The sequence below is a fragment of the Actinomadura sp. WMMA1423 genome (assembly GCF_006547145.1).
Lineage (GTDB): Bacteria > Actinomycetota > Actinomycetes > Streptosporangiales > Streptosporangiaceae > Spirillospora.
On record NZ_CP041244.1, the window covers coordinates 815,491 to 831,250 of the forward strand.

Here is a 15,760-nt window from a genome sequence, read left to right on the forward strand (position 1 = left end):
CGGGGTTGGATCGCGCTATGAAGATCGCCGCGCGGGCGGCGATGATCGTGGCGATCCTCGCGACGCTCATCGCCCACCCCCTGCCCGCCGGAGCGTTCGAGGACGCCCCGGGAACTTCGAAGCACACCATTCCCATGGGCGACTGGAACCGCCCCTACCTGCTGCACGTCCCGCCGGGCCGCGAGGCCCCCGCGCCGCTGCCGCTCATCGTGGCGCTGCACGGCGGCCTGAACGACTCCGAGTACGTCCGCAGGCAGAGCGGGCTCGACGAGGTCGCCGACCGCCACGGCTACGCGGTGGCCTATCCCGACGGGCTCCTCGGCACCTGGAACGCCGGCGCCTGCTGCTGGTTCGCCCGGTGGACCGGCGTCGACGACGTCGCGTTCCTCGACAAGCTGATCGACACGCTGGTGCGGCAGGGCGTCGCCGACCCCCGCCGCGTCTTCGTGACGGGCTTCTCCAACGGCGGCGGCATGGCGTACCGGTACGCCTGCGAGCGTTCGGAGAAGGTCGCGGGCATCGCCGTCGTGTCAGGTGCCCTCGCCATCGGCTGCACGCCGAAGAAGCCGGTGTCGGTGCTGGCCTTCCACGGGACGTGGGACCCGTCCGTCCCCTATACGGGGGGCGGGAACATGGACGCCGACGTCCATTTCCCGTTCATCCCCGTCCAGCTCCTCATGGAGTACTGGAGGTGGATCGACAAGCTGCCCGCGCTGTCATGGCCGGTGCCTGACGGGCCGGACGACTGCGTCGGGACAGGCCCGGGCCCGGTCGTCGTCGCCCTCTGCACCAGGCAGCGCGGGGGGCACGAATGGCCCGACTACGCCAGCGAGCTCATGGCCAGGTTCTTCGCCGACCGGCCGTCCCTGCCGAAGCCCTGAGCTCCGCCCGGCCGCCGCGCCGCGGGGCCCGGCGGCCGGGCGCCCGTGCCCCGTGGGGAGGTCACGGCGTCTCGGCGGCCAGGCTCCGCGGGCGGATGTCCTTCCAGTTGTCCACGACGTACCCGATGCAGTCGGACCGAGAGCCTGGCCCGTGGACGGTCGTCCAGCCGGCGGGGACGTCGGCGAACGCCGGCCACAGGGAGTGCTGGCCCTCGGCGTTGGCGAGGACGAGGAACGACCCGTCGGGGTCGTCGAACGGGTTGGTCATCGGATCTCCTTCGTGGATACCCCGTCCTTTAGGGCGGGGAGGAGCGAAACTCCTGCGGAGCAATGCAGGGAAAAGGCAGGCAGCTAAGGGCCGACGGAGACGCCGCCGGGGGCGACGCGGGCGGACCTCCGCGCCATGGACCGGACGATCTCCCCGGTGCGGACGGCGGTCATGGACAGCAGCGACGAGGCGATCCCGTGGCTGTGCTCGGTGGCTCCTTGCAGGTAGACGCCCCATTCGGGGCCGGGCTCGGTGGCGAGGCGGTAGTCGCGGCCGACGACCGGGCGCCCGTCCGGGCCGGTGCGGCAGAGCGCGCCCGCCTCGCCGAGCAGGGCGAACGGGTCGCGTTCGCGGTAGCCGGTGGCGTAGACGACGGCGTCGGCGTCCAGATCGGCGGTCTCGCCGGTGGGGAGGAAGGCGACCCGGATCCGGACTCCGCCGGGGCCGTCCGCGACGTCCAGGACGCGGGAGGCGTTGAGGATGCGCAGCCGCTCGGCGCCCGCGACCTTCTCGGCGTAGGCGCGCCGGTAGAGCTCGTCGATGAGGTCGAGGTCCACCACGGAGTAGTTGGTGTTGCGCGAGTACTCGAACAGCATCCGCTTCACGTCGCCGGGCGCCGCGTAGTAGTGGTCGACGGCCTCGGGGTCGAAGACGCGGTTGGCGAACGGGCTGTCGTCGGCGGGCGAGTACCCGTACCGCGCGAAGACGGCGCACACCTCGGCGCCGCCGAACGTGCGGTGCAGGTACTCGGCGGCCTCGGCGGCGCTCTGCCCGGCGCCGACCACGACGATCCGGCGGGGGTCCCAGTCCGGGCGCTCGCCGAGCCGGGTGAGCAGGTCCTCGGTGTGCCAGATCCGCTCCCCCTGCCGGACGCCCTCCGGCAGGACGGGTTCGAGCCCCGCGCCGATGACGACGTTGCGGGCGAGGTGCGTCTCCAGCTCGTCGCCGCGCCGCACGACGACCTCCAGGGCCTCGTCGTCGCGGGGGCGGAGGGCGACGACCTCCGCCCCGTACCGGACGCGGTCCTCGAACGCGGCGGCGGCCCATTCGAGGTAGTCGTGGAACTCCAGCCGCGTCGGGAACATCGTCTTGTGGTTGACGAAGTCGACGAGCCGGCCCCGGGCGTGCAGGTAGGCCAGGAACGAGTAGGGGCTGGCGGGGTTGCGCAGCGACACCAGGTCCTTGAGGAAGTGGACCTGCATGGTGGCGCCGTCGATCAGCATCCCGCGGTGCCAGCCGAACGCGGGCTGCTTCTCGAAGAACACCGCGTCCGCGCCGCCGTGCTCCTCCTCCAGCGCGACGGCGAGCGCCAGGTTGGACGGGCCGAACCCGATGCCGACCACGTCGCGGACGGGGGTGCGCACGCTCTCCTCCGGCATCAGGCGGGCCCGGCGGCGGCAGCGGCCTTGGCGATCTTCGGGACGACCTGGTCGACCACGTAGGGGACGGCGAGCGGGGTGGGGGTGCGCAGCGGCCAGAACGACTTCAGGTCGAGGGGCACGTAGGAGCCGCGCTCGACGGCGCCGAGGCCGGCGAACAGCCTGTTGCCCTCGATCTTCTTCTGGGTGGCGGGGTCGTCGTTGTAGTGGCTGATCAGGACGTCCACGTCCAGGACGGAGACCTTCTCCATGCTGAGCTCGGCGGCGAACCCGTCGCCCGGCAGCTTCCTCAGCGACTCGGGGAGCGCCATGCCGAACTGCTGGAGCAGCTTCACGCTCGTGTCGTCGCCGGACTTCATCACGGCGATGTTGCCGTTGGGGAAGACGCTGGTGAACGCGAACTCCCTGCCGTTCAGCTCGGGGTGCTTCGACTTCACCTCGCCGATCTTCGCCTCGACGTCGGCGACCAGTCTCCCGCCGTCCTCCGGCCGTCCGATCGCGGCGGCGACCTGCCGGGTGATCTGCTGCCAGGAGTCCTCGGCGGGGCCGTTCTGGTAGGCGAGGGTCGGCGCGAGCTTGGAGAGCTTGCCGTACTCCTTGTCGATGGCGAAGTCGCCGGCGGCGAGGATCAGGTCGGGCCGCAGCGCGGCGATCTGCTCCAGGTCGAAGCCCGCCTCGCCCTGCTTGAGCAGCTTGGGCTTCCCGCCGGTCAGCCTCGGCGCGCTCCAGGGGGCCAGGCCGTCGGGCTGGACGCCGGTCAGCTCGGCCATGCCGACGGGCGTGACTCCGAGGGCGAGCAGCGCGTCCTGGTCGACCTCGCCGAGCGCGACGATCCGCTTCGGCGCGGCCTTCACCTCCGCGGAGCCGAGCTTGTGGGAGACGGTGACCGGGAAGGCCCCGGCCGCGCCGCCGGAGCCGCCGGAGCCGCCGGCGGGCTCGTCGTCGCCGCAGGCGGCGGCCGTCGCGAGACCGAGGACGAGCGCGGCGGCGGCGGTCAGGCGCCGCATCATGGTGCGCATAGCGGACCTTCCATGTTCGGGGCGGGGAAGCCGGAGGGCGTTGATCAGGAATATTAGGTTAGCCTTACCTAACTAGGCAATGGCCGGGCCGGTATGACCCGCCTCACTCCCCCGGGGCCGCACGGCCGCCGCCCACGGGGGCGAGGCGGGCGAGCAGGCCCGCCACCGTGGGCGCCGCCATCAGGGCCGCGATCCTCAGGTCCGCGCAGCCGGGCTCGCGCCGGATCCGCCGCACCAGCCTCATCGCGAGCAGCGAGTGCCCGCCGAGGTCGAAGAAGTCGTCGTCCGGGCCGACGCCCGGGACGCCGAGCTCCTCGGCGAAGATCCGGCACAGCGCCGCCTCCCGGTCGTCGCCCCGGCGCGCCGTGTCCGGGGCCGCGCCGGGGGTCGCGGGGCGGGCGGTCAGGACGGCCGGCAGCGTCGCGACCCTGACACCGGGATCGTCGGCCACCGCCGCGAGCAGCGCGATCAGGCCGTCCGCCAGCGCGGCGGCCGTGGCGCGGTCGAACAGGTCGGCGGAGTGGTCGACGACGAGCCGCAGGCCCTCAGGCCGCTCCCGGAAGATGAAGTCGAGGTCGAACTTCGCCGCGCCCGGCCCGAACAGCGCCTCCCGCTGCTCCAGCCCGGGGAACCGCACGTCGAGGGCGCCCTGGTTCTCGTACCCGACCATCACCTGGAACAGCGGGTTGCGCCCGGGCACGCGGCGCGGCCGCAGCGCCTCGACGACCGCCTCGAACGGCAGGTCCTGGTGGGCGAGCGCGGCGAGGCCGGCCTCCCGGACGCGGGCCAGCAGCTCCGCGAACGTCGGGTCGCCGGACACGTCGGCGCGCAGGACGAGCGTGTTCACGAAGAAGCCGACGAGGTCCCGCGCGTCCTCCTCGGTGCGCCCGGCGACGGGGCTGCCCAGGGGGATGTCGTCTCCCGCGCCCATGCGGTGCAGCAGCGCGGCGACGGCGGCCTGGCAGACCATGAACACGCTCGCGTTCGCCTCCCGCGCGAGGCGCCCGAGCCTGCCGGTGAGGCCGGGCGGCAGGTCGGCGGTGAGGGTCCCCCCGCGCTGCCCGACGGTGCCGGGGCGCGGACGGTCCACCGGCAGCGGGATCTCCTCCGGCAGGTCCGCGAGGGCCCGTGTCCAGTGGTCGAGCTGCCGGGCGTGGACGCTGCCGGGGTCGGCGGGGTCGCCGAGCAGTTCCCGCTGCCACAGGGCGTGGTCGGCGTACTGGACGGGCGGCGGCTCCCAGGCGGGCTCCTCGCCGTCCAGCCGGGCCGCGTAGGCCTCGGCCACGTCGCGCGCGAACGGCCCGAACGACCACTCGTCGAAGGCGATGTGGTGGAAGACGGCGAGCAGGAGGTGCTCCCGCTCGCCCTGCGGGAGGATCGCGACCCGCAGGGGGATCTGCGCGGCGAGGTCGAACGGCCTGGCGATGACGTCCTCGGGCGCGCACGTCGCCACCTCCAGGACGGGTTTCGACGCGCCCGGGTCCAGGATCCGCTGGTACGGGACGCCGTCGTGCTCGGCGAAGACGGTCCGGAGGCTCTCGTGCCGGGCGGTGACGTCACCGATCGCCGCCTCCAGGGCCGCGAGGTCGAGGTCTCCCCGCAGGTGGACGGCGAGCGGCAGATGGTAGGCGTCGCGGGGCCCGTCGTCCTCGCGGAGCAGCTGGTCGAGCATCCACAGCCGCCGCTGCGCGGACGACAGCGGCACGCGTTCGGGCCGCTCCCGCGGCTCCAGGACGGGCCGGGCCCGCGCCGGCGCGCCGCGGTGCAGCCGTCCGGCCAGTTCGGCGACGGTGGGCGCCTCGAACAGGTCGCGGATGGCCAGCTCGGCGCCGAGCACCGCCCGCGCCCTGCCCACGAGCCTCGTCGCGAGCAGCGAGTGGCCGCCGAGGTCGAAGAAGTCGTCGTCGATCCCGGCGCCGGGCGCGTCCAGGACCTCGGCGAACAGTGTGCACAGCAGGCGCTCGACGGGGGTGCGCGGGGCCCGTCCCGCGCGGCGCGGGGCGTCCTGCCCGGGGCTCGGGAGGGCGCGCCGGTCGAGCTTGCCGTTCACCGTGAGCGGCAGCGCGTCCAGCGTCATGATCGCGCTCGGGACCATGTATCCGGGCAGGCGCGCCCGGAGGCTCTCGCGGACCCGCGCGGCGAGCACGCCGTGGTCGCGCGCCGCGACCGGGTCGCTGGCGTACGAGGCCGGCGCGCGGCCGGGCTCGGCGGGCGGGCACGCCGCTCCCCCGCCGAACACGGCGTCGTAGCGGCCGGCCTGGTCGGAGGGCGTGAGGACGGCGTCCGGGAACATCGCGTGCAGCGTCTCGGGCTCGATCCCCTCGGGGGCGGCGGTCAGCGCGGCGCGCGCCTCGTCCGCCGAGGCCCCCTCGCGCAGCGCTCGCAGCGCCGCGACCTCGCCCGACGACCTCGGATCGGGGATCCCCCGAACGCGCAGGGGGCCCGAAGGCCTGCTCCTGAGGTCGGCGAGGGTGGTCCAGTCGACCGCCGGGGTCGGCGGGGCGGGGGCCGCGTCCTTGCGCAGGACGACGTCGTAGCGGTGCCGGGTGAGTTCGTTGTGGCGGGTGCCTCGCTTGATGAGGACGTCCACGCGGGCGGGGACGTCCAGCACGGCGAAGAAGGCGGGGTCGAGGAGGAGTTCCTTCTCCAGGCGGACGGCGCGCTCGATCGAGCCGAGGTCGCCTCCGCCGCGTCCGAGCTGTACGGCCGCGTGCAGGGAGCGGACCGTGCGCAGGTCTCGGACGTCCCCGACGAACAGCGCCCCGCCCGGTGCGAGCAGCCGCATCGCCTGGGCGATGACGTCCTCCAGATAGGCGGCGCCCGGGAAGTACTGCACCACCGAGTTGATCACGATGGTGTCGAAGTGCCGCTCGGGCAGGCCGCCGGTGTCGTGGGCGGGACGGCAGCTGAGGCGGACGTGCCAGTCCGGGCCGACGTCCTGCCAGTCCCGGGACGCGGGGCCTTCGGCGCCGCCGCCGAGGTCCGCGCGGAGCTTGGCGATGACCGGCTCGGAGAAGTCGGTGCCCCAGTACTCCTCGCTGCCGGGCGCCAGGCGGGTGAGCAGGAGCCCCGCGCCGACTCCGATCTCCAGGACGCGGCGGGGGCCGAGCGACCGGATGCGCTCGACGGTGGTCTCGCGCCATTCGCGCATGTCGGCGGGCGGGATGGGGGCGCCGTCGTAGCTGCTGTCCCAGCCCGCGAACTCCTCGGCGTGGACGACCGTGCCGACCTCGGTGTACTCGGTGTCGTAGATCTGCCGCCACTCGGCGAGCTGCTCCTCGGCGGCGCCCTCGCGGGAGCCGTCCGGGACGATGTAGCCGACGAGGCGCCTCACCCCGGGGACGCCGGTCTCCGCCGCGACGACGGCGGCCTGGCCGACGCCCTGCTCGGCGGCGAGCGCGGTCTCGATCTCCGCCGGCTCGACCCGGTAGCCGCGGATCTTCACCTGGTCGTCGGTGCGGCCGAGGAAGTCGACGTTGCCGTCGTCCCTGACGCGCACGAGGTCGCCCGTCCGGTACATGCGGGATCCGGGCGGGCCGGACGGGTCGGCGACGAAGCGCTCGGCGGTCAGGTCGGCGCGGCCGAGGTAGCCGCGGGCCAGCCCGTCGCCCGCGATGTACAGCTCGCCGGGCGCGCCGGGCGGGACGTGGCGCAGCCAGGCGTCCATGACGTACCCGCGGGTGTTCCAGATCGGCCTGCCCACGGTCGGGGTCGTGCTGTCCCCGGTACCGCCGCCGAGCGCGTTGATCGTGTACTCGGTCGGGCCGTACAGGTTGTAGCCGAGGACGCCGTCGGCGCGGGCCAGCCGCTCCCACACCGCCGTCGGGACGGCCTCGCCGCCCAGCAGGACGAGCGGTGGCCGGTGCCCGCCGTCCAGGAGGCCCTCCTCCAGGAGCTGCTGCGCGTAGGTCGGCGTCACGTTGATGACGTCGATCTCGTGCCGCCGCAGGTAGGCGGTGAGTGCCTGGGCGTCGCGGCGGAGCTCCTCGTCGCAGACGTGGACCTCGTGGCCTTCGATGAGCCAGAGCAGCTCCTCCCACGACATGTCGAAGGAGAAGGAGACGGTGTGGGCGATGCGGAGCCGCCTCCTTGCCGACGCCACAACCGGGTCGAAGATGTTGGCGCGGTGGTTGAACTGCATGTTGGTCAGGCCGCGGTAGGGAGTCACCACGCCCTTGGGCCGTCCCGTGGAGCCCGAGGTGTAGATGACGTAGGCGGGGTGGTCGAGCCTGCCGGGCGTGCCGAACGCGAAGCCGGGGAGCTCCTCCGGCGCCAGGTCGTGGGCGGGCTGCGCGGCGAGGGCCTGCGCGGTCGCCGGGTCGTCCAGCGCGAGGACGGCCCCGGAGTGGGTGAGGCCCGCGGCGATGCCGCGGTACGAGACCAGGCAGACCGGCGCGGCGTCCCGGAGCATGTAGTCGAGCCGGTCGGCCGGGTAGTCGAGCTCCAGCGGCAGGTAGGCGGCGCCCGTGCGCAGGACGGCGAACAGCGCGACGACCATCCGCGCCGAGCGCGGCAGGGCGAGCGCGACGACCTTCTCGGGCCCCGCGCCGTGGGCGAGCAGGAGCCGGGCGAGCCTGTTGACCTCGGCGTTCAGCTCGCCGTAGGTGAGGCGGACGTCCGGAAGGGAGACGAGCGCGGGGTCTCCGGGGCGCTCGGCCGCGCGCTGGGCCAGCAGCTCCGCGACCGTCAGCTCGGGCACCGGGCGGCGGGCCTCGTCCCAGTCGCGCCGGAGCCGGTCGTGCTCCTGCGGGACGAGGAGGTCGAGGTCGCGGCACGGGGTTCCGGGCGCCTCGGCGAGGCGGCGGAGGACCTGGACATAGCGGTCGGTGACGCGCTCGGCCTCGGCGGCGGTGAACGCGTCGCCCCGGTACATGACGCGCAGCCCCGCGTCCGGTTCGACGACCATGGTGATCGGGTAGTGGGTGGCGTCGCGGACCTCGCGCCCGAGGACCCGCAGGTCGCCGCCCGGGCCGAACGCGCGGCCGGTCGGCATGCCCGGGAAGTTCTGGTGGACGAACAGCGTGTCGAAGAGGGTGCCGAGCCCGGTGGCGCGCTGGACGTCGGCGAGCGCGACGAAGGAGTGGTCGAAGAGGTCGGACCGGGCGCCCTGGACCCGGTCGAGGACGGTGGCGAGGGCGTCCGCCGGGCCCGCCTGCACGCGGACGGGGACGGTGTTGAACAGCAGGCCGACCATCGACTCGACGCCGTCCACGTCGGGGTGGCGCCCGGAGACCGAGGCGCCGAAGACCACGTCGTCCCGTCCGGTCAGGCCCATCAGGACGAGGCCCCAGGCGGTCTGGAAGAGGGTCCCGGGCGTAACGCCCCGGTCCCGGGCGGCCTCGTCCAGCCGTTCGGCGAGCCCTCCGGGCAGCGCGCGGCGCACCTCGCCGGCGCCCGCGAGGTCGGCGGGCGCGTCGACCAGGCCGGGCCGGAGGAGGGCGGGCTCGTCGAAGCCGTCGAGCGCGCGGCGCCAGGCGTCCGCCGCGGCGTCCCTGTCGCGGCCGTTGACCCAGTCGAGGAACGCGCCGAAGGGCGCGACGGCGCGGCGGGCCTCGGCGGCGGCGTCGGTGTAGGCGTCGAGCAGCGAGGTGACGAGCAGGCCGCCCGACCAGCCGTCCAGCAGGATCAGCTCGGAGGTCAGGACCAGCCGGTGGTCGCTCCCGCTCAGGCTCGCCAGGGCGAACCGGATCAGCGGCGGCGCGGCGGGATCGAACGGCTCGGCGCGCTGGGCGTCGACGAACGCCTCCAGGTCCCGCGGCGCCACGTCGGCGTGCGTCCACGGGGTCTCGAAGCGTTCCGGGACGAACTGGACCGCGCGGTCGCCGTCCGTCCGGAACCCGGCGCGGAGGTTGGGGAACTTCTCCAGCGTGGCGCGCACCGCCCGCTCCATCCGCTCGGGATCGACCGGGCCGGAAAGCGTCACCACCGCCTGCTGCACGTAGACGTCGCGGTCCGCGCCGGCCAGCATCAGGTGGTAGAGCAGCCCTTCCTGGAGCGGCGAGAGGGGCAGCTCGGCCGCCGGGTCCGGTACGCGGGCGGCCTTCTTCTCCTCGAAGGGCGCGGCGATGCGGGCGAGGGCCTCGACGGTCCGCAGCCGGAAGACGTCCCGGACGGTGAACGACAGGCCGGCGCGGCGGGCGCGGGCGACGAGGAGCGCCGCGCTGATGCTGTCGCCTCCGGTGCGAAGGAAGTCGTCGTCGGCCCCCACGGCGTCGCGGCCGAGGACGTTCGCGGCGAGGCGGGCGAGGACGCGCTCGGGTCCGGTGGCGGGGGCCCGGCCGCCCGGCGGGCGGCCGGGTTCGGGGAGGGCGCGCCGGTCGGTCTTGCCGTTCGGGTTGAGGGGGAATTCGTCCAGGACGACCAGCTCGGCGGGGACGAGGTAGTCGGGCAGCAGGGTGCGCAGCGAGGCGGCGAGAACGTCCGTGTCGACCTCGCCCGCGACGTAGCCGACCAGGCGGGACCCGTGCGCGGCGACGGCGGCCCGCCGCACCCCCGGCTGTGCGGCGAGCACGGCCTCCACCTCCCCCGGCTCGATCCGGAAGCCGCGGATCTTGATCTGGTCGTCGGCGCGGCCGAGGAAGTCCAGGCCGCCGTCCGGGCGGCGGCGGACGCGGTCCCCGGTGCGGTAGAGGCGGGAGCCGGCGGGGCCGAACGGGTTCGCGACGAAGCGCTCGGCCGTGCGGACGGGGTCCCCGAGGTAGCCGCGCGCCAGCCCGTCGCCCGCGAGGTACAGCTCCCCGACCGGGACTTCGCGGAGCGCGGCGTCCAGGACGTGGGCCCGCGTGTTGGCGATGGGCCGCAGCCCGCCCGCCTCGGCGGCGAGGCTGTCCCCGGCGGCCTCCGAGCACCCGTACAGGTCGACCAGCCGCGCGGGCACCCGCTCGGCGAGCGCGGGCGGCAGCGCCTCGCCGCTGCTGATCCACGTGGTCACCGAGGGCGGCAGGCCGTTGTCCGCGAGGACCGCGAGCAGGCTCGGGACGAGCGTGACGAGGCCGATGCCGTGGCGTTCGACGAAGTCGGCGAGGGCGACGGCGTCGGCGGCGGTCTCCGCGTCGGCGATGACGACCGTGTCGCCCGCGGCGAGGCCGCCGAGCAGTTCGGTCGTCCCGTCGATGAACGCGGGCGAGCTCTTGGCGGCGCGGATCCCGGGCGCGGCGAGGCCGGCGCCCCAGGCGAGCCGGTTGGCGAGGGCGCGCTGGGTTCCGGCGACGGCCTTGGGCGTCCCGGTCGAGCCGGAGGTGAAGACGACGTAGGACGTGTGGCCGGGGTGGACCTCCGGGCGTTGGCGGCGGGGCGCGTCCGGCGGCGGCTCGTCGCGTCCGAGGACCAGCAGCGGCCGGACGGCGTCGAGCATCGCGGCGACGCGGGCGGGCGGGTACGAGACGTCGATCGGCAGGTAGGCGGCGCCCGTCTTGAGCACGGCGAGCAGGGCGACGGCGAACTCGTCCGAGCGGGGCAGGGCGAGCGCGACGACCTGTTCGGGGCCCGCACCGGCGGCGGCGAGCCGGTCGGCGAGCGCCTCGGCGCGGCGGTCGAGTTCGGCGTAGGTGAGGGAGGCGTCGCCGAAGACCACGGCGGGCCTGTGCGGGGTCCGCGCCGCCTGCGCCTCGATGAGGCCCGCGGCCGTGTGCACGGGAAGGTCGCACGCGGTGTCGGGATGCTCGAAGGGCGCGCCGAGGGAGGACAGCCGGCGGCCGGGGTCGGCGGTGACCTGGTCGAGCAGCGCGGCGAGGTCTTCCATCAGCCGCTCGACGGTCGGGGCGTCGAACAGGTCGGCGGCGAACGCGGCGAACCCCTCGACCTCGTCGCCGCCCTCCGCGAAGTACAGGTCCAGGTCGAACTTCACGCCGCCGGTCTCCGGCAGGAACGGCTCCGCGCGCACGCCGGGCAGCGCGAGCCGCACGTCGTCCGGCCGCCGGTGGACGATCATCACCTGGAACAGCGGGCTGCGGGCGAGGGAGCGTTCGGGGGCGAGCCGGTCCACGACCCGCTCGAACGGGACGCCGGCATGGGAGAACGCGGCGAGGTCGGCCGTCCGGACGCGGTGGAGCAGCTCGGCGAAGGTCGGGTCGCCGGACAGGTCGGTGCGCAGCACGAGCGGGTTGACGAAGACGCCGACGAGGTTCGCGAGGTCCTCGTCGGCGCGTCCGGCGATCGGGGAGCCGAGGGCGATGTCGTCGCCCGCGCCGGACCGCTGGAGCAGCGCGGCGACGGCGGCGTGCAGCACCATGAACACGCTGGCGCCGGTCTCGCGGGCCAGGCGCCGCGCCCCCGCGGCCGGGAGCCGGAACGGCACCAGCCCGCCGCGCCGGCTCGCTTCGGCGGGCCGGGGCCGGTCGGACGGCAGGACCGTCTCCTCCGGCAGCCCGGCGAGCGCCTCCGCCCAGAAGTCGAGCTGCGGCGCCGTACCGGAGGCCGTTTCGCGCTGCCAGGCCGCGTAGTCGGCGTACTGGACGGGCAGCGGCTCCCAGCCGGGATCCCGTCCGTCCCGGCGGGCCTCGTAGGCGCGGGCGAGGTCGGCCAGCAGCGGCGTGAACGACCACTCGTCGGCGGCGGCGTGGTGCAGGAGCAGGATCAGCGACCAGTCGGCGTCGCCCGTCCTCACGAGGGTGCCCCGGACGGGGAGGTCGCGTCCGATGTCGAAGACGTGCGCGGTGGCGGCCTTCTCGATGGCCGCGCGGCCTTCCGGCGGCTCGTCCCGCGCGTCGAGGACGGCGAGGCGCACCGGGACGTCCGGGCCGAGGACGCGCTGCACGGGCAGGCCGTCCGGTCCCTCGACGAGGAGCGTGCGCAGCGCTTCGTGGCGGGCGACGACATCGGCGAACGCCCGGTCGAGGGCGTCCTCGTCGACGGGACCGTGCAGGCGGATGCCGAGCGGCAGCGAGTAGGACGCGGACGGGCCGCGGAGCCTTTCCTCCAGCCAGAGGCCGCGCTGCGCGGCGGAGGCCGGGACGACCTCGGGGCGCGCGATGTCGCGGACGCGGACGGTGTCGGTCGCGACCAGGCGGGGCGCGAGCGCGGCGACGGTCGGCGCCTCGAACACGTCCGCGATGGACGGTTCCGCGCCGAGGACGGCCCTGGCCCTGGCCGCGAGGCGCGCCGCCAGCAGCGAGTGCCCGCCGAGGGCGAAGAAGTCGTCGTCGATGCCGACGCCCTCGACGCCGAGCAGCTCGGCGAAGATCGAGCAGAGGGCGGCTTCGCGGGCGTCGCGCGGCGCGCGTCCCGACACCTCGGCCTCGGGGGCGGGCAGCGCGGCGCGGTCGAGCTTTCCGTTGACCGTCCGGGGCAGTTCGTCCAGGGCGATGAGGGCGGACGGCACCATGTAGTCGGGCAGGGCTTCGGCGAGCGCGCCGCGCAGGGCCGCCTCGTCCGCGCCCTCGGCCGGGACGTAGTAGCCGACCAGCCGGGGGTCGCCGGGGCGGTCCTCCCTGACGACGACCGCGGCCCGCGCGACGCCCGGCTGCGCGGCGAGCACGGCCTGCGCCTCGGCGGGCTCGATCCGGAATCCGCGGATCTTCACCTGGTCGTCGGTGCGGCCGAGGTACTCCACGGATCCGTCGCGGGCGCGGCGCGCGAGGTCGCCCGTCCGGTACATGCGGGATCCGGGCGGGCCGGACGGGTCGGCGACGAAGCGCTCGGCGGTGAGGTCGGGGCGTCCGGCGTAGCCGCGGGCGAGCTGGGCGCCCGCCAGATACAGCTCGCCCGGGACGCCCGGCGGCACCGGGCGGAGGGCGGCGTCCAGGATGTGGGCGCGGGTGTTCCAGAAGGGGGTGCCGATGCCGCCCGCGGGCAGGTCCGCGGAGGTCGCCCAGATCGTCGCCTCGGTCGGCCCGTACATATTGGTCGCGAGCGCCGCTGACCCGGCCAGCGACGCGGCGAGCGCGGGCGGCAGCGCCTCGCCGCCGACCAGGACCCGCAGGCCCTCGAACGCCCGCGGGTCGAGCGTGCCGAGCAGCGACGGGGTCCCCTGGACGATCGTCGCGCCCGCCAGGAGCCCCGCGAGGGCGGCCGGGTCGCGGACGGTGTCGCGGGCGGCGAGGACGACCGTCGCGCCGCTGGTCAGCGGGACGAACAGCTCCAGGGCCGCGATGTCGAACGCGATGGTCGTGACGGCGACGAGCCGGTCGCCGGTGCCGAGGTCGAGCCGCTCGCGGGTCGCGAGCAGGAAGTTCGTGAGCGCGCCGTGCGGGATCGCCACGCCCTTGGGCCGGCCGGTGGAGCCGGAGGTGTAGATGACGTAGGCGAGGTCGTCGGGGTGCCGGGGCGCCGTGCGCGTGTTTCCGGCATGGTGCTGGGAGCCGTCGAGGACGAGGAGGCCGGTCCCGTCCGGGAGCAGCGGCGCGGTGTCGGCGGTGGCGATCGCGCAGAGAGGCCCGGCGTCGTCCAGCATGTAGGCGAGCCGGTCGGCTGGGTGGTCGAGGTCCAAGGGCAGGTAGGCGGCGCCCGCCTTCAGGACGCCGAGCAGGGCGACGACGAGGTCGGGCGTGCGCGGCAGCGCCAGCGCGACGACGGTCTCCGGCCCTGCGCCTCGGGCGCGCAACCGCGCGGCCAGCGCTGAGGCCCGCCCGTCGAGGTCGGCGTAGGTGAGGGCGGCGCCGCCCGCCTCGACCGCCGTGGCGTCCGGTGTCCGGGCCGCCTGCTCCTCGAACAGCGCGACGACGTCGGTCGCGGGCAGGCCCCGCTCGGTGGCGTTCGCCTCGCCGACCAGGGCGCGCTCGTCCGCGCTCATGACCTCCAGCGCGCCGATCGGCCGGTCGGGGTCGTCCAGCGCGTCGTGGAGAAGCGTCTCCAGATGGGCGAGCAGCGCGTCGACGCGCTCGTCCTCGAACAGGTCGCGCCGGAACGTCGCCTCGACCGTCATCCCCTGGGGCCGGACGAACGCCTCCAGCGACAGGTCGAAGTGCGTGGTGCCGTTGTGGACGTGCGTCCAGCTCGACGCGATGCCGGGCAGGTCAAGCTCGCCGATCTCCTGGGCGAGGAAGAGGAGCATCGTGTCGAAGAAGGCCGAGCGACCCCGTCCGCGCGCGGGCCGCAGCTCCTGGACCAGCTTGTCGTACGGCAGCGCCTGGTGCGCGAAGGCCTCGCCGACCGTGCGGCCGACACGGCGCAGCGCTTCCCGGAACGTCGGAGCCCCGGACAGGTCGGTGCGCAGCACGAGCGTGTTGCCGAAGTTCCCGACGAGCCGCTCCACCTCGGCGTGCTCGCGGTTCATCACCGACGACCCGACCGCCACGTCGTCGGAGCCGGTGTAGCGGTGCAGCAGGGCCGCGTAACCGGCCGCCATCACCATGTAGGGGGTGAGGTTCTCCTCGGCGGCGAGCTCGCGCATGCCCTCGGTGACGGCGTCGTCGAAGCGGCGCGCCCGCCGTCCCCCGCGCTCGGACACGGCCGCGCCTCGCGGGCGGTCCGCGGGCAGGTCGAGCGGCGCGGGCGGCGGATCGAGGCGCTCGCGCCAGTAGGCGAGGTCGTCCTCGGCCACGGGCCGCCGCTGCTCCCACTCCGCGTAGTCGGCGTACTGGACGTCCAGCGAGGGCAGTCCGTCGGGCTCACCGGTGACCGCCGAGCGGTAGAGCGCGGAGAGGTCGCGCGAGAGAGAACCCCAGGTCATGCCGTCCCAGGCGATGTGGTGCACGACGAGCACCAGCGCGTGCTCGTCCTCGCCGAGCCTGAGCAGCTCCAGCCGGATCGGGCGCTCGGCCCGCAGGTCGAACGGGACCGCGGCCAGCTCCGCCGCCCGCTTCTCGGCGTCCGCGCAGGCGACGGGCGGCAGGTCCAGCGAGTCGTCGTCGGTGACGATCTGCACGGCCCGTTGCTCGGGGGCGTCCGCGTAGACGGTGCGGAGGACGGCGTGCCGCCGGATCAGCGCCCGCAGCGCCCCGCGGAGGGCCTCGGCGTCGAGCCGGCCGGTCATGCGGACGAGCAGGCAGACGTTGTAGGCGGGGCTGTCCGGGAAGGCGCGGTGGTGCAGCCACATGCTCTGCTGCGCGGAGGACAGGGGCGCCGGCCCGTCCGATCCGCGGGGGGCGAGCCGGGCGGTGTCCGCGCCCAGGCCGGCCTCCGCCATCATCCGCCGCATCAGTTCGCGTCGCCGCGCCGCCGTCGTCTGCTCCCGCACGCTCAACTCTTTCGTCGTCGGCTCCGCCATCGCGGGTTAGGTTAGCCTTGCCTATGAAAATCATGCAAGGTTAGCCTTACCTAAGTTTGACCTTCCCG

Annotated in this window: 5 protein-coding genes; 1 reads left to right on the forward strand and 4 read right to left on the reverse strand. The window is 75.0% G+C overall.

Annotated elements, in window-relative coordinates; all coding sequences use genetic code 11:
- Window positions 1-17 precede the first annotated feature (17 nt).
- Window positions 18-881 (forward strand): PHB depolymerase family esterase, encoded by an 864-nt coding sequence (locus FKD65_RS04310; RefSeq protein ID WP_141576253.1) that lies wholly within the window; start codon window positions 18-20, stop codon window positions 879-881.
- Between the two features lie 61 nt (window positions 882-942).
- Here the strand turns inward: FKD65_RS04310 and FKD65_RS04315 are convergent, their stop codons facing one another.
- From FKD65_RS04315 to FKD65_RS04330, 4 genes are all read right to left on the reverse strand, one after another.
- Window positions 943-1,149, reverse strand: a complete 207-nt coding sequence (locus FKD65_RS04315; protein ID WP_141576254.1) for an MbtH family protein — start codon at window positions 1,147-1,149, stop codon at window positions 943-945.
- Between the two features lie 83 nt (window positions 1,150-1,232).
- Window positions 1,233-2,528 carry a lysine N(6)-hydroxylase/L-ornithine N(5)-oxygenase family protein gene (locus FKD65_RS04320; protein WP_141576255.1) on the reverse strand — a complete coding sequence of 432 codons (1,296 nt, stop codon included), beginning with the start codon at window positions 2,526-2,528 and terminating at the stop codon, window positions 1,233-1,235.
- Complete coding sequence (locus FKD65_RS04325; protein WP_141576256.1) at window positions 2,528-3,547, reverse strand: iron-siderophore ABC transporter substrate-binding protein; 1,020 nt, start codon at window positions 3,545-3,547, stop codon at window positions 2,528-2,530. Before FKD65_RS04325 ends, FKD65_RS04320 begins: the two co-directional genes overlap by 1 nt.
- Before the next feature lie 103 nt (window positions 3,548-3,650).
- Window positions 3,651-15,692 carry a non-ribosomal peptide synthetase gene (locus tag FKD65_RS04330; RefSeq protein WP_141576257.1) on the reverse strand — a complete coding sequence of 4,014 codons (12,042 nt, stop codon included), beginning with the start codon at window positions 15,690-15,692 and terminating at the stop codon, window positions 3,651-3,653.
- Window positions 15,693-15,760: the final 68 nt, after the last annotated feature.

Coding starts and splice junctions, on each gene's coding strand:
- FKD65_RS04325 (WP_141576256.1), bottom strand. CDS start 3,547: ATGCGCACCATGATGCGGCGCCTGACCGCCGCCGCCGCGCTCGTCCTC.
- FKD65_RS04330 (WP_141576257.1), bottom strand. CDS start 15,692: ATGGCGGAGCCGACGACGAAAGAGTTGAGCGTGCGGGAGCAGACGACG.
- FKD65_RS04315 (WP_141576254.1), bottom strand. CDS start 1,149: ATGACCAACCCGTTCGACGACCCCGACGGGTCGTTCCTCGTCCTCGCC.
- FKD65_RS04310 (WP_141576253.1), top strand. CDS start 18: ATGAAGATCGCCGCGCGGGCGGCGATGATCGTGGCGATCCTCGCGACG.
- FKD65_RS04320 (WP_141576255.1), bottom strand. CDS start 2,528: ATGCCGGAGGAGAGCGTGCGCACCCCCGTCCGCGACGTGGTCGGCATC.